25 protein-coding genes are annotated in these 25,769 nt (G+C 62.7%); 18 read left to right on the top strand and 7 right to left on the bottom strand.

Annotated elements, in window-relative coordinates; all coding sequences use genetic code 11:
• The first annotated feature begins 94 nt into the window (after positions 1 to 94).
• The 3 genes from WIF35_RS00980 to WIF35_RS00970 are packed head-to-tail and all read left to right on the top strand — an operon-like array spanning position 95 to position 2,012.
• Positions 95 to 418 (top strand): hypothetical protein, encoded by a 324-nt coding sequence (locus WIF35_RS00980; RefSeq protein ID WP_412479699.1) that lies wholly within the window; start codon positions 95 to 97, stop codon positions 416 to 418.
• The gene (locus tag WIF35_RS00975; RefSeq protein WP_412479698.1) at positions 415 to 1,656 is read left to right on the top strand and encodes a ferric reductase-like transmembrane domain-containing protein; all 1,242 of its coding nucleotides are present in this window, start codon (positions 415 to 417) and stop codon (positions 1,654 to 1,656) included. The genes WIF35_RS00980 and WIF35_RS00975 overlap by 4 nt, the downstream gene beginning before the upstream one ends.
• Positions 1,653 to 2,012 carry a cytochrome b5 domain-containing protein gene (locus WIF35_RS00970; protein ID WP_412479697.1) on the top strand — a complete coding sequence of 120 codons (360 nt, stop codon included), beginning with the start codon at positions 1,653 to 1,655 and terminating at the stop codon, positions 2,010 to 2,012. Before WIF35_RS00975 ends, WIF35_RS00970 begins: the two co-directional genes overlap by 4 nt.
• Before the next feature lie 319 nt (positions 2,013 to 2,331).
• Here the strand turns inward: WIF35_RS00970 and infA are convergent, their stop codons facing one another.
• Together infA and WIF35_RS00960 are read right to left on the bottom strand one after the other, a co-directional pair.
• Positions 2,332 to 2,586, bottom strand: coding sequence for a translation initiation factor IF-1 (infA, locus tag WIF35_RS00965; RefSeq protein ID WP_412479696.1), 255 nt, complete (start codon positions 2,584 to 2,586; stop codon positions 2,332 to 2,334).
• A gap of 81 nt (positions 2,587 to 2,667) precedes the next feature.
• On the bottom strand, positions 2,668 to 2,871 hold the full coding sequence (locus WIF35_RS00960; protein WP_412479695.1) for a cold-shock protein: 204 nt from the start codon (positions 2,869 to 2,871) through the stop codon (positions 2,668 to 2,670).
• Positions 2,872 to 3,371: 500 nt separating this feature from the next.
• On the opposite strand from WIF35_RS00960, the gene WIF35_RS00955 reads away from it, so the two are divergent.
• From WIF35_RS00955 to WIF35_RS00925, 7 genes are all read left to right on the top strand, one after another.
• The gene (locus WIF35_RS00955; protein ID WP_412479694.1) at positions 3,372 to 5,381 is read left to right on the top strand and encodes a TonB-dependent receptor; all 2,010 of its coding nucleotides are present in this window, start codon (positions 3,372 to 3,374) and stop codon (positions 5,379 to 5,381) included.
• Between the two features lie 9 nt (positions 5,382 to 5,390).
• Complete coding sequence (locus WIF35_RS00950) at positions 5,391 to 6,227, top strand: hypothetical protein (RefSeq protein ID WP_412479693.1); 837 nt, start codon at positions 5,391 to 5,393, stop codon at positions 6,225 to 6,227.
• A gap of 3 nt (positions 6,228 to 6,230) precedes the next feature.
• A complete protein-coding gene (locus WIF35_RS00945; protein ID WP_412479692.1) occupies positions 6,231 to 7,289 on the top strand; it encodes a 4Fe-4S binding protein in 1,059 nt (352 codons plus the stop codon).
• On the top strand, positions 7,282 to 7,962 hold the full coding sequence (locus WIF35_RS00940) for a sulfite exporter TauE/SafE family protein (RefSeq protein ID WP_412479691.1): 681 nt from the start codon (positions 7,282 to 7,284) through the stop codon (positions 7,960 to 7,962). The genes WIF35_RS00945 and WIF35_RS00940 overlap by 8 nt, the downstream gene beginning before the upstream one ends.
• A 155-nt stretch (positions 7,963 to 8,117) precedes the next feature.
• Positions 8,118 to 8,648 carry a YgjP-like metallopeptidase domain-containing protein gene (locus tag WIF35_RS00935; protein WP_412479690.1) on the top strand — a complete coding sequence of 177 codons (531 nt, stop codon included), beginning with the start codon at positions 8,118 to 8,120 and terminating at the stop codon, positions 8,646 to 8,648.
• A gap of 91 nt (positions 8,649 to 8,739) precedes the next feature.
• Positions 8,740 to 9,624 (top strand): hypothetical protein, encoded by an 885-nt coding sequence (locus tag WIF35_RS00930; protein ID WP_412479689.1) that lies wholly within the window; start codon positions 8,740 to 8,742, stop codon positions 9,622 to 9,624.
• On the top strand, positions 9,621 to 10,133 hold the full coding sequence (locus tag WIF35_RS00925) for a YkgJ family cysteine cluster protein (RefSeq protein ID WP_412479688.1): 513 nt from the start codon (positions 9,621 to 9,623) through the stop codon (positions 10,131 to 10,133). Before WIF35_RS00930 ends, WIF35_RS00925 begins: the two co-directional genes overlap by 4 nt.
• 90 nt (positions 10,134 to 10,223) lie before the next feature.
• On the opposite strand, the gene WIF35_RS00920 is transcribed toward WIF35_RS00925, so the two are convergent.
• The 4 genes from WIF35_RS00920 to WIF35_RS00905 form a co-directional block, all read right to left on the bottom strand.
• A complete protein-coding gene (locus WIF35_RS00920) occupies positions 10,224 to 10,694 on the bottom strand; it encodes a hypothetical protein (protein WP_412479687.1) in 471 nt (156 codons plus the stop codon).
• Between the two features lie 226 nt (positions 10,695 to 10,920).
• Positions 10,921 to 11,226: a hypothetical protein gene (locus WIF35_RS00915; RefSeq protein WP_412479686.1), complete on the bottom strand. Its 306-nt coding sequence runs from the start codon at positions 11,224 to 11,226 to the stop codon at positions 10,921 to 10,923.
• A 195-nt stretch (positions 11,227 to 11,421) separates the two neighbouring features.
• The gene (locus WIF35_RS00910; protein WP_412479685.1) at positions 11,422 to 11,838 is read right to left on the bottom strand and encodes a hypothetical protein; all 417 of its coding nucleotides are present in this window, start codon (positions 11,836 to 11,838) and stop codon (positions 11,422 to 11,424) included.
• Positions 11,839 to 12,002: 164 nt separating this feature from the next.
• The gene (locus tag WIF35_RS00905) at positions 12,003 to 12,488 is read right to left on the bottom strand and encodes a hypothetical protein (protein ID WP_412479684.1); all 486 of its coding nucleotides are present in this window, start codon (positions 12,486 to 12,488) and stop codon (positions 12,003 to 12,005) included.
• Between the two features lie 345 nt (positions 12,489 to 12,833).
• Between WIF35_RS00905 and WIF35_RS00900 the strand changes: the two genes are divergently transcribed.
• The 8 genes from WIF35_RS00900 to WIF35_RS00865 all read left to right on the top strand — a co-directional run bounded on the left by WIF35_RS00900 (position 12,834) and on the right by WIF35_RS00865 (position 24,408).
• Complete coding sequence (locus WIF35_RS00900) at positions 12,834 to 13,922, top strand: efflux RND transporter periplasmic adaptor subunit (RefSeq protein ID WP_412479683.1); 1,089 nt, start codon at positions 12,834 to 12,836, stop codon at positions 13,920 to 13,922.
• Complete coding sequence (locus WIF35_RS00895; RefSeq protein WP_412479682.1) at positions 13,922 to 17,020, top strand: efflux RND transporter permease subunit; 3,099 nt, start codon at positions 13,922 to 13,924, stop codon at positions 17,018 to 17,020. Before WIF35_RS00900 ends, WIF35_RS00895 begins: the two co-directional genes overlap by 1 nt.
• Entirely contained in the window at positions 17,013 to 17,315 is a 303-nt protein-coding gene (locus tag WIF35_RS00890; RefSeq protein ID WP_412479681.1) for a DUF3240 family protein, read from the top strand. Before WIF35_RS00895 ends, WIF35_RS00890 begins: the two co-directional genes overlap by 8 nt.
• Positions 17,312 to 18,550: a TolC family protein gene (locus WIF35_RS00885; RefSeq protein WP_412479680.1), complete on the top strand. Its 1,239-nt coding sequence runs from the start codon at positions 17,312 to 17,314 to the stop codon at positions 18,548 to 18,550. Before WIF35_RS00890 ends, WIF35_RS00885 begins: the two co-directional genes overlap by 4 nt.
• A gap of 182 nt (positions 18,551 to 18,732) precedes the next feature.
• Positions 18,733 to 21,222 (top strand): cache domain-containing protein, encoded by a 2,490-nt coding sequence (locus WIF35_RS00880; protein WP_412479679.1) that lies wholly within the window; start codon positions 18,733 to 18,735, stop codon positions 21,220 to 21,222.
• A 114-nt stretch (positions 21,223 to 21,336) separates the two neighbouring features.
• Entirely contained in the window at positions 21,337 to 21,993 is a 657-nt protein-coding gene (locus WIF35_RS00875) for a response regulator (protein ID WP_412479678.1), read from the top strand.
• The gene (locus WIF35_RS00870; RefSeq protein WP_412479677.1) at positions 21,990 to 23,330 is read left to right on the top strand and encodes an ATP-binding protein; all 1,341 of its coding nucleotides are present in this window, start codon (positions 21,990 to 21,992) and stop codon (positions 23,328 to 23,330) included. The genes WIF35_RS00875 and WIF35_RS00870 overlap by 4 nt, the downstream gene beginning before the upstream one ends.
• Before the next feature lie 124 nt (positions 23,331 to 23,454).
• Positions 23,455 to 24,408: a hypothetical protein gene (locus WIF35_RS00865; RefSeq protein ID WP_412479676.1), complete on the top strand. Its 954-nt coding sequence runs from the start codon at positions 23,455 to 23,457 to the stop codon at positions 24,406 to 24,408.
• Here WIF35_RS00865 and WIF35_RS00860 read toward each other — a convergent pair.
• Positions 24,405 to 25,754 (bottom strand): (Fe-S)-binding protein, encoded by a 1,350-nt coding sequence (locus WIF35_RS00860; RefSeq protein WP_412479675.1) that lies wholly within the window; start codon positions 25,752 to 25,754, stop codon positions 24,405 to 24,407. The genes WIF35_RS00865 and WIF35_RS00860 overlap by 4 nt on opposite strands.
• Positions 25,755 to 25,769: the final 15 nt, after the last annotated feature.

Raw genomic sequence — 25,769 nt, 5'->3', positions numbered from 1 at the left:
TGTCGGGAGGCCGTTTTGTGCCCTGGATCAAGACATTCTCTTTGAGCGGGGAGTAGCATCGCAGCATCTCCCATGTCTTGAGGAGGCGTGCATCATGACGACCCGTGTTCACCTTGCGCTTTTGCTGGCGGCGCTGCTCGCCCTGCCAGTGGCCAATGCCGAGGCACGCGGCCCGTGGCGAGCGGGCGAGAACAACACGCGCGGCTGGGATTTGATGACGCCGGAAGAGCGCATCGAACATCAGGCCCGGATACGCGGCTTCACGACATTGCCCCCCTGCCTCGCCTATCGCGAAGAACACCACCGGCTGATGGAACAACGCGCCCGCGAACGCGGTGTCGCCCTGCGCGGCGGCGGCCGCGATTTCTGTGCTCATCTGTCTGCCGACAAGGCCGTGGGCGGCACAAAGGCACGATGAAACGCCTCGCCATACCGCTGCTCAGCGCTCTGCTGGTCGGCCTGCCGGTGCTGTGGGCCTGGCCGGAAGAGCTCTCTTTCTGGCGCAGCCTGGGTATCGTGCTGGGCTGGACCGGTTGCGGCCTGCTGCTGGCCAGCCTGCTGCTGATGGTGCGCGAGCCTCGCTTGGCGGATGCGCTGGGCGGGCTGGAAAGGATGTATCGCTGGCACCACGGGCTGGGCACCCTGGGCTATCTGGCGCTTGCCCTGCATCCGCTCGCCCTGGCGGCGGATTACCTGAACGACTCACCGGCCCTGGCCTGGGCCACGCTGTGGCCGGCCGATCAAGGCTGGCCGCTGTGGTTCGGCTGGCTCGGGCTCATTCTGCTGATGCTCGGAACGGGCCTGGCGCACGGCCGCCTCGCCTATGGCCGCTGGCGCCTGCTGCATCTGCTGCTGGTGCCCGCCATCGGTTTCGGCTTCGCCCATCTGATCCTGCTCGGCCTCAGCGAACCCATCGGCTTCTCGATGCTGCTCGCCGCCCTCTTTCTGCTCTGGCGCTTTCTGCGCGCCGACCTCAGGCTGGCCGCCCGCCCTTATCTGGTCAGCCAGGTGCAACGAGTCGCGCAGGACATCGTCGAACTCGATCTGCGCCCGCTCGCCACGCCGATTGCCGCCACGCCGGGACAGTTCGTCATGCTCAGCCTGGGGGCTGGCAGCGACTTCCGGGGCTGTGGCGAGGCGCACCCATTCACCATCAGCGGCATCGATGCTGCCGGTCAGCTGCGCCTGGCGATCAAGGCCCTGGGCGATTGCACCCGCCACATGCAGGCGGTTCGCATCGGCACCCCGGCGCGGATCGAAGGCCCTTACGGTCATTTCCTGGCAGCTGAAGGGTCACGGCAGCAGCTCTGGCTGGCCGGCGGCATCGGCATTACACCTTTCCTCGCCAGCCTGCGCGACAAGGCGCCGACGACGCCGACGACACTGCTCTATTGCTACCGCAGCGACGACGATGCCGCCTATGTCGGCGAACTGCGCGCGATGGCCGAAACGATGTCGCAGCTCACACTGCATTGCCATGCCGACAACGGGCAGGCGACATCACTCGACCAATTGCTACCGACCGGCGAGGCCCTGGCCGATTGTCAGTGTTACCTGTGCGGCCCACCCGGCATGATCGAAGCGGCACGCTGCCTTCTGACCGAGCGCGGCGTGCCGTCGGCCCACATCCATTTCGAGGCGTTCGACTTCCGATGATGCGCAAGCTATTCGTCTTCGGCACGGCACTGTTCTGGATCGCCCTTGGCGGTTTCTGGCTCAACGCCTTGCTGGCGCCGGACGAGCCGGTAGCGGTGCCGGCGGAGGCCCGCTACACGCTTGCCCAGATCGCCAAACATGGCGGCGAAAGCAGTTGCTGGATGGCGATCGCCGGCGAGGTCTACGACATCACCGCCTACCTGCCGGAACACCCGAGCCGGCCAGCCATCATCCTGGCCTGGTGCGGCAAGGAAGCCAGCGAAGCCTACCGGACGAAAATGCGTGGCCGCCCCCATTCGGAAGAAGCCGACCGCCTGCTGACGGCCTATCGTATCGGTCGTCTGGCGGAACAATAAAAAGGGGACACCCCGTTAGCGGCGACAGGGTTGCGCCTGATTTTTGGCTAAAACAGGCAGTGCACCGCAGCAGTGAGAAAACTGCGCCTTTACCTGTTGTCTTGAAGCCTATACCCGAGAGAAGCGCGGGCGTCGCATTTGCATCAAGCCTGATTCCGAGAGTCCGGCGATTTCGCCAATGACCTGGTTGATGCTATCGCCCAGTAACCACCAGGCATTTCCATACGGCAGGACGGTGACGTCCAATTTACTGCAGAGTTTCCGAGCTGCTGCTCGTTTTTGTTCTATGTTCATTCAGTCTTTCAATACTGCCTCGGCATCAGCGTCTGACGCGCGGGGCGGGAGGAGTACGTCCCTCGATTTGCCGGAAGGTGATACGGCCCTTGGACAGGTCGTACGGCGACAGCTCCAGCGTCACCTTGTCGCCCGCAATAATGCGGATGTGGTGCTTGCGCATCTTGCCGGCCGTATAAGCCACCAGCGAATGCCCGTTGTCCATCGTGACGAGGAAACGTGAATCCGGCAGGACTTCCTGGACGACACCTTGCATTTCCAGCAATTCTTCTTTGGCCATGATCGGCTCCAATAAGGGGATGATGAGGGGGCAAATGCCCCCTGGCGAGCCCCCGGAGCGAAAGCACGGGGGCTACGAGAATCAAGCGATCTGGATGTTGCTCGCTTGCTTGCCCTTGGGGCCGGTCGTCACTTCGAACGACACGCGCTGGCCTTCGGCGAGCGTGCGGAAACCGTTGGATTGAATTGCAGAAAAATGCGCGAAAAGGTCTTCGCCACCACCCTCGGGGGAAATAAATCCGAAACCCTTGGAATCATTGAACCACTTGACGATGCCATAAGCCATGTCTTGAATCTCCGTAAATATGAGACGGGGCAAAGCCCCGAAAAAAGGGGCGAATTCAAGACGGCGAGGTACGAATGGGGGATTGGCGCCGTAGAACTACGGGTACTAAACCGACTAAACAACAACACTACTTAAGTTCGCTGCGGTGCACAATACAGGGGTTTGTCTCCGCTGGCAAACGATTATTCAGCCGACGGGTCAATTATTCGCACTCCATGCAACTCCGCCGTTGACTAAAGACTGACGGGAACTGAGGCCTCCCTGCAGACTGACGTCGAATCGACTCATCGCCCCCTGCGACACGTTGCCGCGGGCGACGAAATGTCGCATCTGGCCTGCTTCTCCTGGAATTAGCATCGCCCCCTTTTGAACCATGACAACAAAAGGGAGGGTTCGTGAAGAAAGCAAAAAGAACACTACGACCAGGCGTGTTGTGTACATGCGCCATTCTGGCCGGAGGAGCAGCAGCAGAGCCAAGCACTCAGCTGGAAGAAGTTTCCGTGACGGCAACCCGAGAGAGCCGCTCGACAGGCGATGTCCCGCAGGCGATCGCGGTGATCGGCAAGGAAACGATGGCCGACAAGAAGATGTTCAACGTCAAGGAAGCGCTGCAGGAAGTACCCGGGGTACTGATCGACAGCAAGAACGGCGGCTTCGATGCCCGCCTGATCATCCGCGGCGCCGGCTTGAAGGCGGCCTACGGCATCCGTGAAATCATGGTGTTGCGCGACGGCGTTCCGCTGAGCGACCCCGACAGTTTCACGCGCCTCGACTTCGTCGACACGCAGGACATCGAGCGCATCGAAGTAGCCAAGGGACCGGGCAACCTGTTTGCTGCCGGCAGCGCCGGCGGCGCCATTCAAATCATTTCCAAATCGGTCTTCGACCAGAGCGGAAACAATTTCCGCCTGGGTTATGGCACCGAGGGAACCAAGAACATCCACTTTCGCTACGGCGCCATGATCGACGACCGGCAGGCGGTCGCCGTCACCCTCACCCGGCGCGAGATGGAGAACGACTGGCGTTACTGGAACAAATTCGACACCACGCAGGCCTCGTTGAAGCACGGCATCCAGTTGGGGGACGGCGATGTCCTCGAAAGCGAAGTCTCCTATTCCGAAGCCAACATGCAGTTGCCCGGGGCGATCGACAATACCGCCGCCAATGGCTATCTCTTCGACCAGTTCAAGCGTAGCGGAAAGCAGGAGACGACGTCAGAGGCCTGGAAACACTCCGGGCGCTATTCCAAGGTCTTCTTTTTCAATAGCCGCTACGAAATGCAGCGCGGCGACTTCACCTTCAAACCGCGCCTTTACTACAACACCTGGTATCACTACCACCCGGTCACCGGTGTCATCAATGAGAGCGAATCCTGGGTATCGAATCTCGGCGTCGATCTGGAAGGCAACTACCGCCATGCACAAGGCTCCCTGGTCGGTGGCCTGACCGTCCGCCGCGAACGCGCGCCCGATTCGAGAAAATATGAATACCGCGACGTCACCTACGGCGCTGGCGGCAGGATCGTCGCAACCCGCAGCGATGCACGCGGCGCACTTGCCGAGATCGACGACTCGACCACCCTGCTGAAGGGCATTTATCTGCAGGAATCGTGGCGCCCGACTGAGCGCTGGATCGTCGACCTCGGCATGCGCTACGACATCGTCCAGTTCGAGGATGACAACAACCAGCTTCGCACCTACAACTACTCCACCGGAAAATACGCTGCCGGCGCCGGCCAGAGCCTCCTGGAAAAAACCTTCTACCTGCCGGCGCCCAAACTGGCAGCGAGCTACCGCATTGCGCCGGGACTCAACTTCTTCGCGATGGCCGCCCAGGCCGGACAGATTCCATCGACGTCGGAAATATCGAGCAATCCAGCCCTTGAGGCCCCGATTTCCCGTAACTATGAAATCGGGCTGAAGGGACGTGCGGCCGACTGGAGTTTCGACACCAGCATCTATCTCAACCCGGTCGAGAAGGAAATCGTGCAGCAGTCCAATGGCGGCGTAACGACCTACCTGAACGCCGGCAAGACCGACAAGCGCGGCTTCGAGTTCGCGGGACGTTACGTCCTCGACCCGCACTGGGAGACGGGCGGTTACTACAGCTACGCCGACTATCGCTACGACCAGTTCACCGAGCCCGTCCGCGTCGGGGCAAGCACGGTCAACATGGATCGCAGCGGCAAGGCCCTGCCCTTCGTTCCCCGCAACCAATACGGCCTCTTCGTGGCCTGGAAGCAGGCCGGATGGCGGGCGCGGGTGTCGGCCAACACCTGGGGCCAATACTGGATGGATAACGCCAACACCGAGAAATACAGCGGTTGGGAATGGGTCACCAACGCTTCGCTCGGTTACCAATGGCAACGCCATTCCCTGACCCTGAACGTCGACAACCTGTTCGACCAGCACTACGCCGCCGAAGTCAAAAAGGACACGACGGGCAAAGTGCTCTATACGGTTGCCGCGCCGCGTTCGGTCCTACTTACCTACCGCTATGAGTTTCGTTGAGATACGGCCATGAGACAACTGATCCTCTTAATCGGCCTGGCGATCGCCGCCGGCAGCAGTCTCGGCGCCGAACACGAACACGCGGCAATCCCGAGCGTCCCCTCCCAAGGCGCTACGCCGGCCTGGACCAAGTTGCCCCGACTGGAGGCCGCCGGCAAACGAGGCGGCGAAAGAAACGGCGTGCTGCTGCGCGCCGTTGGCCTGGAGGCTACGGAAATGCAGGTTTTCTCGCCCGATGGCGGACAACGCGGTTTCCCCATCGGCCCCGAAGGCGCCCGCATCCAGTCCGCCGGACCGACCAACGGCAACTACCATTGGGTCAGCGCCCGCGAGGAAAGGCCCGAGCATGTCGCCGTCGCCTCGACCGCGTGGTATTTCTCCAATCCCGGACAATCGCCCATGCAACTGCTGAGCCGCCAGAAGTCCGAATTGGAGATCGTGCCCAGCCCGCTGCCACGCGAACACGGACGCTACCGGGAAAGCGAGAAGTGGAAATTCCAGGTGCGCTTTCTCGGAGAACCGCTTGCCGGCAAGAACCTTCGCCTCGAAACCAGTCGCGGCAGCCAGCTGCGTTTCACCACGGATGCCAGTGGCGTCGCCACGGTGCTATTTCCCCGCGACTTCAACGATAGCGATAGCACCCGCGGGCATGGTCGGGCCAGCGCCGACTTTGTCCTGGCCGTCGAGCATACGGCCGAGGGACGCCACTACCTGAGCAGCTTCAGTCATACCTACGGGCCGGATGCAGATCGGGGCCAAAGTCTCGCCTGGGGCGGTGCCTTCCTGCTGGCCGGCATGCTTGGCGCCCTACCCATCTTGCGTCGCCGTCAGTCGAAGGAGAACTGAACGATGTCTACACCCATTTCCTTCAGGCTTTCCCGCCTGCGTTTCGCCGTGCAGCTGATCATGCTCTTCGTGACGGTCTATGGCAGCGTTTTCGTCGGCACCTACATGGCGGACAAGATTTCCAACAATTTGCCGGCCCTGTCCTGCGCCTACGACCAGATGAACGGTGGATACTGCGTCCTGATCCCGACCCAACACATCCTGCACCATCGCATCGGCGAAGCCATCGTCAGAGCGCAACAACTGACCATCGGCATGGTCTTGCCCTTGCTGATGAGCTTTCTCGCCTTCTTTGCCTTCTTCTTCGTGCTGGGCAAGGCCTTCTGCGGTTGGGTCTGCCCGCTCGGCACCTTGCAGGAAATGATCGGACGCCTCGGGCGGCGCTTCGGCATCGGCATTCGCCGGCTGGAGAAAGACGATCTCGTTGCGGCCCGACGCGTCCGCCCCGTCAAGTGGCTGCTCCTGCTTGGCCTGGTCTTTCTGCTGCCCCTGCTGACCGGACTGGGCGTGACGCCTCACGCCTTGGGCAACCCTTATTGCGATATGTGCCCATCGCGCATCGCCACCACACTGCTGACCGGAAGCACCGAGCAATTCGCCCTGCGTCTGGGCGACAGCTGGAGCTTTGCCCTGGGGGCAACCGGCAATTTCCTTATCGGTTTCATGCTGATCGGTGGCTTGGCGCTGCGTCAGCCCTTCTGCCGGATTTGCCCCTTGCTGGCTTTCAACACACTGTTCCAACGCCTGTCGCCCTGCCGACTGGTCAAGGTCCGTCATGCCAACTGCGGCAGCTGCCGCGTTTGCAGCGAGGCCTGCCCGATGGACATCCAGGAAATTTCCCTCGAAGAAGGACGCAAGGCCTACACCGAGGACTGTACCCTGTGCGGACGCTGTGCCGAATATTGCCCGCAGGACGGAACCATCAAGCTCAAATGGGGCCCCGTCAGCCTCTTCTCGTCGAGCCGCGAGTACTACAAGGAGAAGATAAAGGGCGAGCTGCCCGACGGTACCGTCAAGCCGATTCGGCTGGTGCGTAAGTCGGGAGGCATTCAGCATGAATGAGCTGGCAACCGGAGGCCAGGTCGGCCTGGCGACCGTCTGGCTGCTCGGGGTTTCGATGGGACTGACGGCTTGCACCGTGACCTGCATGCCTTTCATCGGCACCTGGACCTTCGGCCGGGCAAGCGGCACGCGTGAGGCCTTCCGCCATACCCTGATGTTCCTTGCTGGCCGTGTTCTCTCCTACACGCTGCTGGCGGGCGCTGCCGGCATGGCCGGGCTGGGCATCGCCAAGTCGCTGGGCGGCCCCTTGGGCAATTTCGCCATCGGGCTGGTCAGCATTGCCTCCGGCATCTGGATGCTGGCACGGGCCCGGCAGACGCAGTGCGCCAGCAAGCCAGGCGCAGGCATTCAGCCCCTGCGCTTTCAGTGCCGGGCTGATTCAGCACCGCCCATGGCCATGGGCGCAGCCCTGGCCCTCACGCCCTGCACACCGCTGGCTTCCCTGCTCGCCCTCGCCGCGCAAACCGAGAGCGTCGGCAGCGGTGCCGGCTATGGCCTGGCCTTTGGACTTGGCGCAGCGATGACACCCATTCTCCTGCTGGCGCCCCTCGCCGGCCGCCTCGGCCGGGAACTCAAATGCGGACGAGGCTGGTTGCTGCCCTGGATGATGCGTGCGGCCGGCATCGTCCTGCTCGTCCTCGGCATTCGTCGCCTGGGCTACTGGCCGTTCTAGGACGCTTACGCCGTCCACTACCAGGGAGAAGTTCTGGCTACCCGCCGCCTGGACTTCTCCGCTGCACCTGAGCAGCCTCCTTGTGCCCTTTCATCGCGCTACAGGCACAGGCAGCCATCCGCTAGAATCGCCCCTCCCCAACCTCAGCCCTGCGCATGAACCCGCCCGTCACCCCCAACTACCTTGCCGGCTACCCCGCTCATTTGGTGGAATCGGTTCAGCGCCTGATCGAACAGGGGAAGCTCGGCCAGCTGCTGCGCCAGAAATATCCGCAGGCGCATCAGGTACGCACCGACAAGGCGCTCTACGACTACGTGCTGGAGATCAAGAACAGCTATCTGCGCAACGCCCCACAGCCGAGCAAGGTCGCTTTCCACGGCAAGCTGCAGGCCGTGCAGAACGCGCTTGGCATCCACGCCCGCATCGCCCGCGTGCAGGGCGGTAAGCTCAAGACCAAGCGCAAAATCCACGTCGCCAGCATCTTCCGCGACATGCCGACCGAGTTCCTGCGCATGATCGTCGTCCATGAGATCGCCCACCTGAAGGAGCCGGAGCACGACAAGGCCTTCTACCAGTTGTGCCAGCACATGGAAGCCGACTATTTCCAGCTCGAATTCGACCTGCGCGCCTACCTGTGCCACCTGGCCGCCGGCGGCCCGCCCTTGTGGTCAGCCGAGGCCAACTGAGGGATTCCCCTCGTTTGGCAAAGCCAGCTGCTTGCGCGAAGATGAACAAGGATCGCCCAGCCACGCAGCCAGCCGCCTGAAGGAGCAAAACATGCGCCCCAGCCTGAACCTATTGTTGCCGTTCTTTCTCGTCATGCTGCTGGGCGGCTGCGCCTCGCGCGGCATTCCCCCAAGCACGGCAACCGGCGAGCAGGCTGCGGCCCGCGCCTTGCTGATGCAATCCGCCGAGGCACACGGTCTGGCGGCCTTCCAGCAGATCGATGATCTCAGCGTCGGCTATGCCGGCGAGTGGTACGGGTTGGTGAGCAAATTGCAGCCTACGCTGATCGACGCCGATTTCCGCCAGGGCTCGCAGGAACGTATCGTCCTCGGCAAAAAACCCGTGGTGGCCCAGCACCACACCGGCCCCAAGGGCAGCAAACAGGTCATCCGGCCAGCGGATTCGGTGCGCGTCTTCTACAACGGCCAACCCACGGCCGACCGCGATGCGCTCGCCGCCGCGGCGCTGGTGGCCGACGGCTACCGCATGTTCCTGACCGGCCCCTTCTACTTTCTCGAAGGCAACCTGAGCCTGGAAATGGGCGAAGAGGAAAGCGTCGAAGGCCGCCCTTGCCAGACGCTGATCGCCGTGCGCCGCCCCGGCCACGGGCTCTCGTCCGAAGACCGCTACCTGCTGTTCATCGACCGCGAAAACCACCTGCTGCGCCGCATCCGCTTCAGCATGGAAGGCTTGGCCTCGACGCAGGGCGCCATCGCCGAAGTCGATTTCTTCGATCACCGGCAAATCGCCGGCGTCACCTGGCCGACCCGCTACTACGAGCGCCTGCGCAAACCGATCCCCAACCTGCCGGTCCACGACTGGCGACTGATCGGGCTGGATATCAACCGAGGCCTGAACGAAGCCGACATCACCGGCCCGAAATTTTCAACCAAGGCCGCCGAAGCCGCCCGCCCCATCCCGCAACAAAACCAATGAACGCACTGACCGAACTGCACCACGACATCGACGTCCGCGTCGCCAGCATTCGCGAAAACCAACCCGACTGGCTGTGCGGCAAGGGTTGCGATAGCTGCTGCAAACGCTTGGCCGACGTGCCGCAACTGACCGCCGCCGAGTGGGATTTACTGCGCGAAGGCCTGGCCCAACTGGCACCGGATCACCTGCAGGCCATCAGCAACGAAATTGCTGCCCTGGCCCGTTCCACCGCCCGCCCGGTCATCTGCCCCCTGCTCGACCGCAACACCGGCGCCTGCCCGGTCTACCCATACCGCCCGGTCGCCTGCCGTAGCTACGGCTTCTACATGCAGCGCGACCTCGGGCTGTTTTGCGGTGATATCGAAAAGCTGGTGGCCGAAGGCAAACTGCCGGACGTGGTTTGGGGCAACCACGATGCCATCGACCGCCGGCTGGCCGGTTTGGGTGAAAGCCGGGCGCTGACAGAATGGTTTGCGGAGTGGATTACCGAAGCCTTGGAGAACAACTAAATCTCTCCGACCCCTTGAGTTAACGGTCACGAGGTCTTGCATTGACGTACGCTAGTGCAAGACCCGACCCCAACCTTGACGTGTGAAGGGTTAAATTTCATTCTTCTCTCGCAAACGCGATACTGTTTCAAACAGGAGGCGAATGCTCTCACCAAGTTCGGCGGGTGAGCACCCCAAGCTATGACTGGCTCCAACAAATAAGTTTTTGTTGGAATTAACGGGCTTGGCCTCAATTCGAATAGCGGAATTAATAGTCTCGACACTCATCCGAATCGAGTTTTCCTTAAAGGAACGAATTGATTTCGCCCCTGAGCTTACGTAACACGGCCACTCGGATGGCTTTTTCCCGACTGTAGTCTCATAGGGAACAGCACAGCACTCCAATAATTTGTCGACGGCAGCAGTACCTATTTCTTCGTCTGTCGCTGAAATTGGTAAAGCAATCGGAATACCGGTCTCCGCAATCAGCGTTGTGGCAGACATCAAAATGAGTTCATTGTTGAAGACATATAGATAGGCTCGGAGTTCGTTTTGATACTTTCCCTTCAAAACTTTGACCATTAACTCGCGGCGATTTGCTAACCCTCTTGCGGTTCGATCATAGAGGACTGTAGATAGAGACTCTCTTTTCCGAAATAGCGCTGAAAACATATGAAATCTAACGTTGTATCTATCAGAGACAGAAGAGACAGGGTCAGGTCTTGCATTGACATACGCTAATGCAAGACCTGACCCCAATCTTATCGATCAGTTTCCTTGCTTTCTGGGGGAGTCCATATATGCCGGGTTAGGCAGCAACTGCGAACCCCAAAGCAAAAAGGCCACTGATAAGAAGGAGAAGGGCAATCTCCAATTTGAGAAACCTTGATTCACGGATAAAGCGCCGTGTACCAATACGCGGCCAGTGGTTGAATACGAAAACCCATTGCATTAACAAGCAGATAGCACCGAATGTCCAGGGAATAGGCTTAGGTTCCCCCATGAAACTTGGTAGCCACCACAATGCAGCAGTGCCGCCAACAAGCAGCCACGTAAGGATGGCGAAGGCGTACCCGGCACGAGCATAAAAAGTCCAGAGCGAGTCCATCTTCATGAGTGGGAACCTAGGTCGATCACCATCTCTTCTCTTGGAATAACACGGTGGTGATTTGCTGCATAAAAAATAGGGGGAGCCAAAGGGGTCAGCACAGCCAAAGGGGTCAGAGGCATTTAGTTTTCGCGCGTTTTTCCTAAATATCTCTGACCCCTTTGGTTTGAGCGACCGAAGGGAGCGAGGTTGAGCGCCATGTTAGACAACGTTTTCTGCACATTGCTTCGGTTGCGATTTTATAAACTCACAAACCATAGCTGTCATCGCTCTTGAAGCATTGCGATCAATTTCTCGGAGTCGTTGAATCTGCATAGTGTCCACTCCTAAGATTTCAGCAATTCCTGGCTTTTGGGAAACTAATGCTTGATGAGCAACCTCATCTCTTTCGCTCTTAATTTCATCAAGCATCTGCTGTAAGCCGACATTTTTGTTGTGTAACTTAAACTCTCTGAGCAGCCAGCCGAGGGGCTTGTTCTTGACTTTGCTTTTGGTGAACTTTGATCTTGACTCGCCAGCTTCGCTTTCAGACAACCTACAGAGGTAGGCCTTGAGCGTTGTTTCGATAATTTGATAACTCTTGAGGGCGTATAGAACTCTTCCCTCAGCCTCTTCCATCGTGCGCGGCCACCGCATAAAGATTGGCGTTTCGCTAGCTATCATCTCCGACCGTCCATTGATGTTGTGTTGCCTAACGTTTGACGTGAGGGGCCGCCGCAGCGGCGAAGCCGCGAAGGGAACCCACAAGTGCAGCTTGTGGGCGGTCCCTCTCGACGGAATTGTTAGGGCGCTGTACGTGTTTTGGCATGACTGACGCCCACATCAAAAAGGGTTGTATCAAGGACGAAAGTCTCTCGCATCCCATCTGCGGTCATTGAAGTCGACAAAAGCTCTCTTTGAATGAGCGATTCAATGGCCGGGCCAGAAACGGCAAGTTTGTTCATGTGACTCCACGTCATTACACAACCGCCCGCACCAACGAACTCGAAAACAACGGCCTTTTCTTCTTCGCTGAGAGAACTAAAGATGTTTTCTGCGTCATTACGCTTTGCACGGCGAACCGCATTACGAGATACGCGTGCATGAATCGCGGAAGCTACAAGGCGTACCACAGGGAAGAAAATTATTGAAGCAAAGGCCGCAATGACCCAATCACTAAAACGCAGGTAGATGGCAAGCCCCAATATGCCGGACAGACTGGTTGCGATGCTTCGGCCGAAGTCTGTTTCTGCATATACACGTTCAGCCCACTTCTCGATTGTGCTCAAGTCAGCTCCCTAACGTGAATTAGACGACAAAAATGTCCAATAATCCGGCGCATGTCCAATAAGCCGGAACATAGGACAAGCCGTATTCGTTGTGCGGCAAGCTTTTTGTTGCTTCATTGGTTTGAGACTCCTCCGGACGATGGCGGCAAAGCGGACAGTGCTTGCCATTGTACTAATTTCCGGAGGAGTACCCGCTTTCCGGCAGAAGATCGAACGGCCACTGCCGTTTGAATCCCCAACCCAAAGCTAGCCCAACGCCCCCAATACAACTTCTTACTCCCCGCCCTTAAGAAAGCGTTAACCCAGCCCCCCTAAACTCCGCACCGTCCAATCGCGAGCCGTGCCATGCCAGCCTTCACCAAATTTCCCCTTCGCTTCGCCCTCACTGCCCTCCTCGGCCTCACTGCTGCGGTGCACGCGGCGGAAACGCTGATTTTGCAACCGGCCCAGATGCAGTCGCTGGGCATCGTCACGCAGGCCGTGGGCGAGGCGGCGCCGGGGCGCGGTAACGCCTATCCGGCCAAGGTGCTGGTGCCGAACGAGCAGATGCGGGTGTTGGCCGCACCGGTGGCCGGCATGGTCGAGATGTTGGCGGTGGCGCCGGGTTCGACGGTCAAGCGCGGTCAGGTGCTGGCGCGGCTGGCCAGCCCGCAGGCACTGGAATTGCAGCGCGATGCGGTGCAGTCGGCCAGCCAGGCGAGCCTGATGGAACAAAGCCTGAAGCGCGACGAGCAGCTTTTCTCCGAAGGCCTGATCGCCGAATCGCGCCTGCAGGCGACGCGTGCGGCAGCGGCGCAGGCTTCCGCCACCGCCAGCGAGCGGCGGCAGGGGCTGGCGCTGGCCGGTATCGTGCCGGGCAAGGTCGGCGGGCCGCTGGCACTGGTTTCGCCGATCGACGGCGTGGTGCTGGAACAGGGCGCACAGCTCGGCCAGCGGGTCGAGGCCTCGGCGCTGATGTATCGCGTCGCAAAGCTCTCGCCGTTGTGGCTGGAAATCCAGGCGCCGCTCGATGTCGCGGCCGGACTGCGCGAAGGCGCGCCGGTCAAGCTGACCGGTAGCGAGGTGGTCGGCAAGCTGATCGCCGTTGGTCGCGCCGTCGATCCGGCCAGCCAGACGGTGCTGCTACGCGCCGCCGTCAGCAAGGGGGCCGAGACGCTGATTCCTGGCCAGATGATCGAGGTGGAGTTGCCCGCCGCCAACGGCCAGCGCCAGTCGCTGCCGGCCGGCGCGCTGGTCCGCCATGAAGGCAAGACGCTGGTTTTCGTGCAGACAGCGAGCGGTGACAAGGGCAGCCAGTTCGAGGCGCGTGCAGTCAATGTGCTCGGCCAGGGTGGCGACAGCGTGCAGGTCGGCGGTCTGAAAGCCGGCGAGCGCGTGGCGGTGAAAGGCGTTTCCGGCCTGAAAGCCATGTACACCGGAGTAGGCAGAGAATAATGCTCGAATCGCTGATCCGCTTTTCGCTGACCCAGCGGCTCCTGCTGCTGGTACTCACCGCCCTGCTCGTCGGGGCCGGCGTGCATGCCTTTCTCGGCCTGCCGATCGATGCCTTCCCCGATGTATCGACGACGCAGGTCAAGATCATCCTGAAGGCGCCGGGGATGACGCCGGAGGAAGTCGAGACCCGCATCGCCGTGCCGGTCGAGCAGGAAATGCTCGGCATTCCGCACCAGAAGCTGCTGCGCTCGGTGTCGAAATACGCGCTGACCGACATCACCATCGACTTCGAGGACGGCACCGATATCTACTGGGCGCGCCAGCAGGTCGGCGAGCGCCTGGCTTCGGCCATGGGCAACCTGCCGCCCGGCGTCGGCGGCGGCATGGCACCGATCACCACGCCGCTCGGCGAGATGTTCATGTTCACCATCGAGGGCGACCTGTCGCTGGCCGACAAGCGCGCCCTGCTCGACTGGGTGATCCGCCCACAATTACGCACCATTGCCGGCGTCGCCGACGTGAATAGCCTGGGCGGCGAGGTCAAGACCTTCGAAGTGGTGCCCAACCCGCAGCTGCTGACGGCGCGAGGCCTGGCGCTGAAGGATTTGCAGGCGGTGCTGGAAAGCAACAACCGCAACGACGGCGCCGGCCGCCTGAACGACGGCGAAGAAGCCCTGCTGGTCCGTGCCGAAGGCGCGATTGCCACGGTGGACGACGTCAAGGCCATCGTTTTGCAGGCGCGCGACGGCAACGTGGTGCGCATCGGCGATGTGGCCGAGGTGCGTTTCGGCGCGCTGACCCGCTACGGTGCGGTGACGCGCAGCGGCCAGGGCGAGGCGGTCGAAGGCCTGGTGCTCGGCCTGCGCGGGGCCAATGCCCAGGCCGTGGTCGAGGGCGTCAAGGCCAAGCTGGCGGAGATTGCGCCGACCTTGCCGGCGGGCGTGACCATCGAGCCGTTCTACGACCGCTCCAATCTGGTCCAGCGCGCCGTCGGCACGGTGTCGAAGGCGCTGTTCGAGGCCATCGTGCTGGTTGTACTGCTGCTCCTCGCCTTCCTCGGCAACCTGCGCGCGGCGCTGGTCGTCGCGCTGATGCTGCCGCTCTCGGCGCTCGCCACTTTCATCCTGATGCGCCTCTTCGGCCTCTCGGCCAACCTGATGAGCCTGGGCGGCCTGGCCATCGCCATCGGCATGCTGGTCGATGCCGCCGTGGTCGTCGTCGAGAACGTCGAGAGCCAGCTGGCCGGCAACGACAACGCAGCGCAGCAGCAACTGCCGACGCTGCACCTGATTTTCCGCGCTGCCCGCGAGGTCGCCTCGCCGGTGACGTCGGGCATCGTCATCATCATCCTCGTCTTCCTGCCGCTGCTCACCCTGCAAGGGCTGGAGGGCAAGATGTTCGGGCCGGTGGCGCTGACCATCGTCTTCGCGCTGGCCTCGTCGCTGCTGCTGTCGCTGACCGTGGTGCCGGTGCTCGCCTCCTGGCTGATCCAGCGCGGTGCGCATCACGAGCCCTGGCTGGTGAAAAAGCTGAATGCCGGCTACGCCCGCCTGCTCGATTCGGCCCTGGCCCACGCCCGCACTTACGTGATCGGCGCCGTTGTCGCGCTGGTCGCCGCCGGCGGCGCCTTCATGCTGCTCGGCAAGAGCTTCATGCCGACCATGGACGAAGGCGACCTGATCATGCAGCTCGAAAAGCTGCCGTCCATCGGCCTCGACCAGACCCTCGCCATCGACAGCCGCGTGCAGCAGGCCATCCTGGAGAAGGTGCCGGAGGTGAAGGCCATCGTCGCCCGCGCTGGCTCGGACGAGCTCGGCCTCGACCCGATGGGTCTGAACCAGACCGATACCTTCATGGTGCTGCAGCCGCGCGATACCTGGCGCAAGGCCGACCCGGCCTGGCTGGCCGACCAGTTGCGCGCGGTGATGGAAGACTTCCCCGGCATCGGCTTTTCCTTCACCCAGCCGATCGACATGCGCGTTTCCGAAATGCTGACCGGCGTGCGCGGCGATCTGGCGATCAAGGTATACGGCCCCGATCTCGCCACCCTGAACACGCTTGCGGTGGACATCGAAAAAACCGTAAAAAGCGTGCGCGGCGCCGAAGACACCTTCACGCTGAAGAACGACGGCGTGCAGTACCTGAAGATCGCCGTCGACCGCCTGGCCGCCGGCCGCATGGGGCTGAATGTCGACGATATCCAGAACGACCTGAAAGCCCTGCTCGAAGGCCGCAATGTCGGCACGGTGATCGAGAAAGGCCGGCGCGTTCCGGTCATCCTGCGCGGACCGGACACCCTGCGCGCATCGCCGGCCGATTTCGCCGCCCTGCGCATCGCCGTGCCCGGTGGCGGCAGCGTGCCGCTGGCCAGCGTCGCCCGGATCAACCGCGTCGATGGACCGGTCAAGGTGGACCGCGAGAACGCCCAGCGCTACGTGGTCATCCAGTCGAACGTGCGCGACCGCGATCTGGTCGGCTTCGTCGAGGATGCCAAGGCCGCCGTCGCCCGTGAGGTCAAGCTGCCGCAAGGCTACCGCCTGGCCTGGGGCGGTCAGTTCGAGAACCAGCAACGGGCCGCCGCCCGCCTGATGGTGGTGGTGCCGATTGCCCTGCTGCTCATCTTCTTCCTGCTCTTCTCGACTTTCCGCTCGGTGCGGCAGGCGCTGCTGGTACTCTCCAACATCCCCTTCGCCATGATCGGCGGCATTTTCGGCCTGCTCATCTCGGGCGAATACCTGTCGGTGCCTGCATCGGTCGGCTTCATCGCCCTGCTCGGCATCGCCGTGCTGAACGGTGTGGTGATGGTGACCTACTTCAACCAGTTGCTGGCGCGCGGCATGAGCCTGGCCGAAGTGGTGGTCGAAGGCGCCAAGCGCCGGCTGCGTCCGGTCATGATGACCGCCAGCATCGCCGCCTTCGGTCTGGTGCCGATGCTCTTTGCCAGCGGCCCCGGCTCGGAAGTGCAACGTCCGCTGGCTATCGTCGTCATCGGCGGCCTGGTCAGCTCGACGGCGCTGACCCTGGTGCTCTTGCCCATCCTGTTCCGCCGCTTCGGCCTGCCACCGGCCGTCGCCCTCCAGGAGAAACTGCATGGCTAATGTCTTGCTCACCCTGATCATGCCCAACGACGTGGCACAACACGTCCAGGACCTGCTGCTGTCGCGGCCGGACATCGTGCCCGGCTTCACCGCCAACGAAGCCGAAGGCCACGGCTCGGTCATCCCACTGGTCGAAGATGCCGAACTGGTCGCCGGCCACGCACCGCGCACGGTGATCCGCACCGTCGGCCCGGAAGCGGACAAGCGCGAAGTGCTGGCCATGATCAAGCGCGAACTGCCGCGCGCCAATCTCTTTTACTGGATCACCCCGGTGATCGATGCGGGGCGCCTGTGAAAATTCTCGTTTTTATCCTGTGCACCGCAGCAACCCTGAGTGCCGCCGCCGCAGAAGCCACGCCGACCCTGCCGCCGGCCGATGCTGTCGTTCGCGTGCTCTTGGCCAACCCGTCGGTGCAGGCGGCCAACAGCCAGTTGCGCGCCGAGGAAGCCAACCGCGATCGCCTAGAAGCCGGCCCGCACGAATGGAACCTCCGTTTCGGCGGCCAGCAGCGCCGGGTGACGCCGAGCGGCGGCCCGAACGAGCGCTTCAACGAATGGAACACCGCCGTTGAACGCCCGCTCCGCTTGCCCAACAAGGCCAGCACCGACAGCGCGCTCGGCGAAACCGGCATTGCCCTGGCCGAAACGGCACGCGGCGATGCGCTGCACGAAGCCGGCCGCAGCCTGCTCAAGACCTGGTTCGTCTGGCTCAAGGAAAACGCCGCCGCCCGCCAATGGGCGGCGCAAGTCGCCAGCCTCGAACAGCAGGCAACAGCGGTGAAGCGCCGGCAGACGCTGGGGGACGCACCGCGCCTCGAAAGCGTGCAGGCCGAAGCCGCCCTCGCCCAGGCCCGCGCCCAGCAGGCGCAAGCCGAGGTGCGGGCACGCAGTGCCGGCGAGGATCTGCGCCGGCGTTACCCCGGCCTGCCGCTGGCCGAACCGGCCAACGAAGGCGAACCGCAGGCGCTGACCGGCAGCGCCGACGAGTGGATCGCCGCCATGCTCGAGCACAATCACGAACTCGCCCTCGCCCGCCGCGAAGGCGAGCGCAGTCGCCTGGTCGCCACGCGCAGCCGGCAGGACCGCCTACCCGACCCGAGCATCGGCCTGCAGTTCTCGCGCGAACGTGGCGGCGAGGAAAACGTCGTGGGCGCCTATGTCAGCATTCCACTGCCCGGTGGCGCCCGCCGCGCCGGCGCCGAAGCGGCGCAGGCCCAGGCCGACGCGGCCGACCGCCGCGCCGCCGCCGTCGAGCAACGCATCGCCGCCGAAGCCGCCGCCCAATTCCACGCTGCCCAGGCTGGCTACGCCACCTGGCAGGCCGCCCAGGCTGCCGCCGACCAGCTCGGCCAGGCCGCCGACATGACGGCCCGCGCCTACAAGTTGGGTGAAGGCAGCCTGAACGACCTGCTGATGGCGCGTCGCCAGGCCAACGAGGCGGCACTGGCCGCCCGCCTGAGTAAACTCGACGCGCTGGAAGCCCGCTACCGCCTGCTGCTCGACGCGCATCGCCTGTGGGACTTCGACTGAATCGCTGGAATGTTGCAGATTTGCGCTGGGTCAACAAAAGCGCAAATCGCGTTGAACTCGGCAAAACAAGCGTTTTAGAATGAAACTATTACTTAATGCATAATCTTCGGTAGAAGGCTGTGCACTCGGTCGTTCGAGCAGCTTGACGTCGAAGGTTGTGGCGGTACGGGGGTGCCGGCACGATGATTTCGCCGATCTTCACCAGCAGGCTGTTCTGGAAGGCCTTCCTGTCGCTCCTGCTCGGCCTGCTTGTCTGGTTCCCCATCTTCTACGGCCTGACCGTCCCGCATATTCACAAGCTGGCTTTCGAAGTCGAGGAAACGGCCGCGCGCAACGTGGTCGCCAGTCTGGTCGAAACGGTCAGGCACTCGAAAGAAGACCTCGAAGCCTGGCGTCTGCTGGCGATGGAATCGCACAAGCGGGATTTGCGCAATGTCATCGATGTCGTGGACTCGATGGCCCGCCACTTCGCCGCCGAGGCGCGACAGTCACCTGAAGCACAGAATCAGGCCCGGCGTCGTTATCTCGACTGGCTGCGCGACGTGCGCTTCGGCGACAAGGATTACGTCTGGGTGGCCGATTTCAATAATGTGCTGGTCTCGCACCCCGACCGGCGGATGAATCAACGCGACGTTTCTTCCCTGCGCGACCTCAAAGGCAATCTGGTCATTCCGGAAATGGTGGGACGCGCCCGCCAGTCCGGCGATGGCTTCTACTCCTACTGGTGGCCGCGCCTGGGCGATGGCCAGCCCTCCGAGAAGCTCAGCTACTTCCGCCTGCTGCCGGAATGGCAACTGGTCATCGGTAGCGGCGTCTATCTCGACGACATCGAGGCCGAGGTCGCCAAGCGCCGGGAAATCCTCATCGCCGACATGCGCGAGCGCCTGAAGGACGTACATCTGGCCAAATCGGGCTATGTCTTCATTTTCGATGGCAATTACCAGATTCTGGTGCATCCGGATCAGCAACTGCTCGGTAGCAGCATGCGGGCACTGATCGATCCGGGAACCAGGCGCCCGCTGGTCGACGAAATGATCGAGGCGGTGCGCGAGCGCGACGGGATGCTGCGCTATCACTGGAATCACCCCAGCGACTCGGCAAACTACCGCCATGAAAAACTGGCCTGGGTGTTCTACGTGCCCGAATACGACTGGTACATCGGGGCCTCCGTCTATGTCGATGAACTGCAGCAAAGCGGCAACTTCCTGCGCACCTCGCTGCTCGCCGCCTTCGCCGCCGGCTTGCTGCTCATGGCAATCGGCGCCTTCCTGTTCATCCGTCACCTGACCGTTCCCATCCTGCGCCTGGCCGACACGGCACGGCGCCAGAAGGCCGGCGATCTGTCGGCGACCTGCGACATCCGTCAAAACGACGAAATCGGCGAACTGGGCAAGGCCTTCAACGGCATGGTCGGCACGCTCAAGGAGCAGATCGAGACGCTGGAAAGCCGGGTCGAGGCACGCACGCGCGAACTGGAAAACTGGGCCGGCAAGCTTGAGCAACTGGTCGAGGAACGGACGAGCGACGTTCTGGCTTCCGAGGCGAAGTTCCGCGCCTTGATCGAACAGTCGCTGGCCGGCATCTTCGTCGTGCAGGGCGGCCGTTTCGTCTATGTCAACGCGACCTTCGCCCGCATTTTCGACTACGACTCGGCGGATGAAATCATCAACCGGATCAGCCCGGCCGACCTGATCGTCGAACAGGACCAGGCAACCATCCTGCCGATTTCGGCAGAAATCGAGCAAGGCATCGTCGAGAGCGACGAGAGAAGCTTCCGCTGCCAACGGCGCGACGGCTCGCTGATCGACGTCAATGTCTCCGGCCGCTCGCTCATCTATAACGGCCGCCCCGCCATGTTGGGCCTGGTGCTCGACGTGACCGAGCAAAAACACGCCGAACGGGCACGCGAAAAGGCCCTGGCCGCCGCCGAACACCTGTCGCGGCTGAAGAGCGAATTCATGGCCAACATGAGCCACGAGTTGCGCACGCCGCTCAATGCCATCATCGGCATGGCCCGCATCGGGCAGCGATCCGAAGACCTGGCCAAGGCGCACGAGGTCAGCGGCTACATCCTGACCTCCGGCCGCCATCTCCTCGACCTGGTCATGCAGGTGCTCGACTTCTCCAGCCTGGAAAAAGGCGCCCTGCCACTACAGGCGAGCAGCTGCGACCTGCCCCGCCTGCTCGACGAAGTATCCACCCAGTGGCAGCATCAGGCCCAGCTGAAAGGACTGGCTTTCAGCACCCATCTGGCAGCCGACACGCCGAGCGAATTCCATGGCGATGCCGCGCGCCTGCGCCAATTGCTCGACATCCTGCTCGACAATGCCGTCAAGTTCACCCGCAAGGGCCGCATTTCCCTGCAGGCCGAAGCCGATGCCACCGAATGGCGCATCAGCGTAAAGGATACCGGCATCGGCCTGTCGCCAACGCAACTGCAGACCATATTCCACCCGTTCGAACAGGTCGACGGCAGCCACAGCCGTCAATTCGGCGGCATGGGGCTAGGCCTCGCCATGTCGCAACGCCTGGCCGGACTCATGGGTGGCCACATCTCGGTGAGCAGCGAGGTCGGCCACGGTACCCGCTTCGTCCTTCACCTGCCACGCCGCATGCCGGGTGGCGAGCGGCAGCCGCAACGCAGCGACGAGGACCAGGATTTCGTCATCTGAGGGCGAAAAACCTCACTGCTGCGGTGCACTGGCCAAAAAAGGCAAAAACCATGGCGACGTAGCTGCGCCCGACGGCCTGCCGGCCGCTTGCGGGCAAGCTGATAGAATCGGCGCATGCGTATCCTGCTCGTTGAAGACGACCCCCAACTCGGCGACGGCCTCTGCGTCGGCCTGCGTCAGGCCGGCTTTGCCGTCGACTGGCTGCGCGACGGCCACGCGGCTGATCAGGCGCTACAGAGTGAGAGCTTCGATTTCGTCGTGCTCGACCTTGGCCTGCCCCGCCTGGCTGGCATGGAAGTCCTGCGCAATGCCCGGCGCCGCGACCAGGCCATGCCTATCCTGATCCTGACCGCGCGCGACGCCACCGGCGACAAGGTGGCCGGACTCGATGCCGGCGCCGACGACTATCTGGTCAAGCCGATCGACCTCGACGAACTGACCGCCCGTATCCGCGCCCTGACCCGGCGCAGCGCCGGGCGTGCCGCGCCAGTGCTGACCCATGGCGATGTCGTCGTCGATCCGGCCGCTCACCGCGTCACCCTGGCCGGCGAGCCGGTCGAACTCTCCGGCCGCGAATTCTCGCTGCTCCAACTGCTGATCGAAAACGCCGGCCGCGTGCTCAGCCGCAGCCAGCTCGAACAATCGCTCTACGGCTGGCACGACGAGCCGGACAGCAACGCGCTCGAAGTGCACATCCACCACCTGCGCAAGAAGCTCGGCAGCGAGTTGATCCGTACCCTGCGCGGCGTCGGCTACACCATCCCGAAGTGAACACGCTCTGGTTCTCGCTGCGCCGCCGCCTGCTTGCCCTGCTGCTGGGCGGCGTCAGCGTGGCCTGGCTGGCGACCATGGCATTCAGCTACGTCGATGCCCACAACGAAGTCGACGAATTGTTCGACGCCCAGCTCGCCCAATCGGCGCAAACCCTGCTCGCCTTGGCCAGCCGCGACGAGGGCGTGGCCATCCAGGATCTCGGCGAAGCCACACACAAATACCAGCGCCGCCTGAAGTTCCAGGTCTGGCGGCAGGATGGCCGCCTGCTGCAACGCTCGGCCAACGCCCCGGACAGCCCGTTGACCGAAGCCGACGGCTTTTCCGAAACCGATGGCAACGACGGCCACTGGCGCCATTACAGCCAATGGAACGGCAACCGCACCTTGCAGGTGCAGGTCAGTGAAAACCACCAGCTGCGCGACACGCTGATCGGCCACATCGCCTGGCGCCTGGTCCTGCCCGCCCTCTTCGGCCTGCCGCTGATGGGCCTGTGGGTGTGGATTGCCACGCGCAAGGGACTGTCGTCGCTCGATGGTATCGCCCGCCAGATCGCCAGTCGCGCACCGCAGCAATTGCAGCCGGTGACGCCGGCCAGCGCGCCGAGCGAGATCCGCCCGATGCTCGAAGCGCTGAACGGCCTGCTGCGCCGGGTCGACACCGCGCTCGAAGGCGAGCGCCGCTTCACGGCCGACGCCGCGCACGAACTGCGCACGCCGCTCGCCGCCCTGCAGGCCCAGCTGCAGGTGGCCCTGCGCGCCCGCGATGCGGCCGAACGCGACCGCTCGCTGGAACAATTGCAGAACGGCCTGACCCGCGCCAGCCACCTGGTCGACCAGATGCTGCAACTGGCTCGCCTCGATCCCGAATCCGGCCTGCCCGACCCGCAACCGGTCGATCTCGGCCAGATTGCCGAAGCCGTCTGCGCCGAGCTCGGCCACGAGATCATCGACCGCCATCTCGACTTCGCGCTGCATGCCGCCCCCGACTGCATCGTCACCGGCCAGGGCGAATGGCTGCGCATCCTGGTGCGCAACCTGGTCGACAACGCCATCCGCTATACGCCCGAGGCGGGCAGCATCCGGGTCGATATCGAAAAGGATGAGGCAGGCATTTGTTGCATTTCCGTCACAGATAGTGGCCCGGGCATTCCGCCGGAAAAACGCAGCGAAGTCCTCGCCCGTTTTCGTCGACTACACCATACGGAGGCCGCCGGGAGCGGACTCGGACTTGCCATTGTCACACGGGTATCCGAGCTGCATAACGCGCGCTTTTCCCTCGACGATTCCCCCCTCTTGCCAGGCTTGCGCGCCTCTGTAAAATTCGCCGCCAGATGATTTTGCACTGCAACAAAACGAACAAAATCACAAAAATATAATCTATAAACAAAGTACTAGAGCGCAGCGAATTTTGTCCCTCGGGACATCAGCCAGCGGTATCCCAATCTCACCGGCCACGGCCATGACCCAATCCCCAAGCATCGAGCAGGACAACCCGCCGGAAGGCACCCGTCGCAATTTCGACGGTCAGGAACGCGTCTTTTACGACGGCTACTGGATCAAGACTTACGATGTGCCGGCCGACACGCTGGAAGCCAAGAAGAAGCTGATCGAGGCGCTGACGCGCCGACTGTTCAACCATACCGAACACGGCATGAACATTCCGGGCACCCGCCTGGCCGAAGCCCGCGCCACCTACGAGGCGGAAACCGACCCGGCCAAGAAGCGCGTCAAGGGCGCCATGCTGGCCGGTGCGCTGTTCAACCGCGCAACCGACATCTTCCGCAAGCTGGTCGAACTGCAGGCCTGTGGCATCGAAATCCTCAGCGACAACCCGCTGATGCGCGAATGCGGCAAGTGCCTGCTCGACGCCATGGATCTCGGCCGTTGCGTGCTGCACCGCAGCGGCGAGGAAGGAATCGACGAGCTGTGGGGCGAGCCTTTCCGTGCCTTCTCGATCCCGCTCGAGGATTTCTACGAAAGCCGCTACATCAAGATCGGCCAGACCATGCGCGACATCGACCGTATCGCCAAGGCCATGATCGCCAACTTCTCGCAGATTCCGGCCTTCGCCAATATCGAAGTGCCGATGCAGGAACTGGCCGAGGCGGCCAAGATCAAGTGCGAAACGCTGCGTACCGACGTCCAGATTTTCGAAGTCTGGGCCCAGATGGTCACTGCCGCCGAACGCCTGGCCCAGGTGCCGCTGGAATGCACGCAAGGCGACCAGGAAGCCCCAGGCACCTACAACCTGTCGGACGGCCTGCACCTGGTGCAGACCGGGCGCGACCTGATCTTCTACATCGCCCGCGCCCGTACGCCGATGCCGAAGAGCACGCGCGATTACATCGAGCGCCTGGAAAACTACGTCAAGACCGGCCGCGCGCCGATCACCAGCATTCCGCTGCCGGCCTAAGCCAGCGCCCGGGCCAGCAACACCGCCACGTGCACGGCCTCGCGGCCCGTGCCGTCGGCGATCTGGTGACGACAGGAAAAGCCGTCGGCGACGATCGTGGCATCCGGCGCCGCCGCCCGCACCGCCGGCAACAAGGCCAACTCACCCATCTTGACCGAGGCCTCGTAGTGCTCGGCCTCCAGCCCGAAGCTGCCGGACATGCCGCAGCAACTGGCATCGACAATGTCGAACTCGAACTCGGGAATCCATCCGAGCACCTTCTTCACCGACTTCATCGCGCCAAAGGCCTTCTGGTGGCAATGCCCATGCACCACCGCCTTGCCGCCGGGAATCGGCTTCAAATCGAGCTTCAGCCCCTTGTTGCCTTCGCGCATCAGGAACTCCTCGAACAGGAAGGCCTGTTTCGATAACTGGCCCACCTCCGGCCCGAGCGACAGGCTGTAGAACTCGTCGCGCAGCGCCAGCAAGCACGACGGCTCCAGGCCGACGATAGGCGTGCCTTCGGCCAGGGCCGGGGCAAGCGCCGCCATCACCCGCTGCGCCTCCAGCTTGGCGGCATCGACCAGCCCTTGCGACAGATAGGTGCGGCCGCAGCACAGGGGTCGCTCCGGCTCGGCATCGTCGGTCGTCGGGCGCAGCACCTCGACCGTATAGCCGCCGGCCTGCAGCACCTTGATCGCCGCCTCGGCCACTTCCGGCGTGTAGTAATGGCTGAAGGTATCGACAAAAAGTGCCACTTTGCCGCGTGCACCGCAGCAGTCGTCTTTGGGCACGCTGGCCGGGTCGAAGGTCTGCTTCAGGATGGGCGGAATCGGTCGTTTGGCTGACAAGCCCAGCCATTTCTCGGCCAAGCCCGCCATGGCTGGCCAGGCATTGCGCAGGCGAACCAGCACGGCGAGCGGCTGACGCCAGCGATGCAACCAGCTAGGCAGGCCGGCGAAGAGCTTGGTACGTAGCGAAACGCCCTGGCGCGCATTGCGCTGGGCCAGGTATTCGGTCTTGATCAGGGTCATGTCGACGGCGCTCGGGCATTCCTTCTTGCAGCCCTTGCACGACACGCACAGGTCCATCGCCGCCGCCAGGTCGGGATGGGCGAAGGGATCGTCGCCGAGTTCGCCATTCAGTGCCGCCTTGAAGGCCTTGACCCGGGCGCCGGTCGAATGCACCGGATCATGCGTGATGCGGTAGCTCGGGCACATGACGCCCTTGCCGTCGCGCTGGCACTGATGGTTGTTCATGCAGACGGCCACCGCCTTGGCGTAGTTGCCGCCGGTTGCCGGAATGCCGGCATAGGCGTCGCCGACGCCATAGGTGTCGTAGGCCGACCAATCGAGATAGGTTTTCATGTCATTCCCCTGAGC

The organism is Azonexus sp. IMCC34839, assembly GCF_047047955.1.
Lineage (GTDB): Bacteria > Pseudomonadota > Gammaproteobacteria > Burkholderiales > Rhodocyclaceae > Azonexus.
Note: the sequence above shows the minus strand (reverse complement) of the source record. Positions and strands in the feature narration are given on the sequence as shown.

Bases quoted from the DNA above. Each gene is read 5' to 3' on its own strand.
- WIF35_RS00980 (WP_412479699.1), top strand. From the start codon at position 95: ATGACGACCCGTGTTCACCTTGCGCTTTTGCTGGCGGCGCTGCTCGCC.
- WIF35_RS00975 (WP_412479698.1), top strand. From the start codon at position 415: ATGAAACGCCTCGCCATACCGCTGCTCAGCGCTCTGCTGGTCGGCCTG.
- WIF35_RS00970 (WP_412479697.1), top strand. From the start codon at position 1,653: ATGATGCGCAAGCTATTCGTCTTCGGCACGGCACTGTTCTGGATCGCC.
- infA (WP_412479696.1), bottom strand. From the start codon at position 2,586: ATGGCCAAAGAAGAATTGCTGGAAATGCAAGGTGTCGTCCAGGAAGTC.
- WIF35_RS00960 (WP_412479695.1), bottom strand. From the start codon at position 2,871: ATGGCTTATGGCATCGTCAAGTGGTTCAATGATTCCAAGGGTTTCGGA.
- WIF35_RS00950 (WP_412479693.1), top strand. From the start codon at position 5,391: ATGAGACAACTGATCCTCTTAATCGGCCTGGCGATCGCCGCCGGCAGC.
- WIF35_RS00945 (WP_412479692.1), top strand. From the start codon at position 6,231: ATGTCTACACCCATTTCCTTCAGGCTTTCCCGCCTGCGTTTCGCCGTG.
- WIF35_RS00940 (WP_412479691.1), top strand. From the start codon at position 7,282: ATGAATGAGCTGGCAACCGGAGGCCAGGTCGGCCTGGCGACCGTCTGG.
- WIF35_RS00935 (WP_412479690.1), top strand. From the start codon at position 8,118: ATGAACCCGCCCGTCACCCCCAACTACCTTGCCGGCTACCCCGCTCAT.
- WIF35_RS00930 (WP_412479689.1), top strand. From the start codon at position 8,740: ATGCGCCCCAGCCTGAACCTATTGTTGCCGTTCTTTCTCGTCATGCTG.
- WIF35_RS00925 (WP_412479688.1), top strand. From the start codon at position 9,621: ATGAACGCACTGACCGAACTGCACCACGACATCGACGTCCGCGTCGCC.
- WIF35_RS00920 (WP_412479687.1), bottom strand. From the start codon at position 10,694: ATGGTCAAAGTTTTGAAGGGAAAGTATCAAAACGAACTCCGAGCCTAT.
- WIF35_RS00915 (WP_412479686.1), bottom strand. From the start codon at position 11,226: ATGAAGATGGACTCGCTCTGGACTTTTTATGCTCGTGCCGGGTACGCC.
- WIF35_RS00910 (WP_412479685.1), bottom strand. From the start codon at position 11,838: ATGGAAGAGGCTGAGGGAAGAGTTCTATACGCCCTCAAGAGTTATCAA.
- WIF35_RS00900 (WP_412479683.1), top strand. From the start codon at position 12,834: ATGCCAGCCTTCACCAAATTTCCCCTTCGCTTCGCCCTCACTGCCCTC.
- WIF35_RS00895 (WP_412479682.1), top strand. From the start codon at position 13,922: ATGCTCGAATCGCTGATCCGCTTTTCGCTGACCCAGCGGCTCCTGCTG.
- WIF35_RS00890 (WP_412479681.1), top strand. From the start codon at position 17,013: ATGGCTAATGTCTTGCTCACCCTGATCATGCCCAACGACGTGGCACAA.
- WIF35_RS00880 (WP_412479679.1), top strand. From the start codon at position 18,733: ATGATTTCGCCGATCTTCACCAGCAGGCTGTTCTGGAAGGCCTTCCTG.
- WIF35_RS00875 (WP_412479678.1), top strand. From the start codon at position 21,337: ATGCGTATCCTGCTCGTTGAAGACGACCCCCAACTCGGCGACGGCCTC.
- WIF35_RS00865 (WP_412479676.1), top strand. From the start codon at position 23,455: ATGACCCAATCCCCAAGCATCGAGCAGGACAACCCGCCGGAAGGCACC.
- WIF35_RS00860 (WP_412479675.1), bottom strand. From the start codon at position 25,754: ATGAAAACCTATCTCGATTGGTCGGCCTACGACACCTATGGCGTCGGC.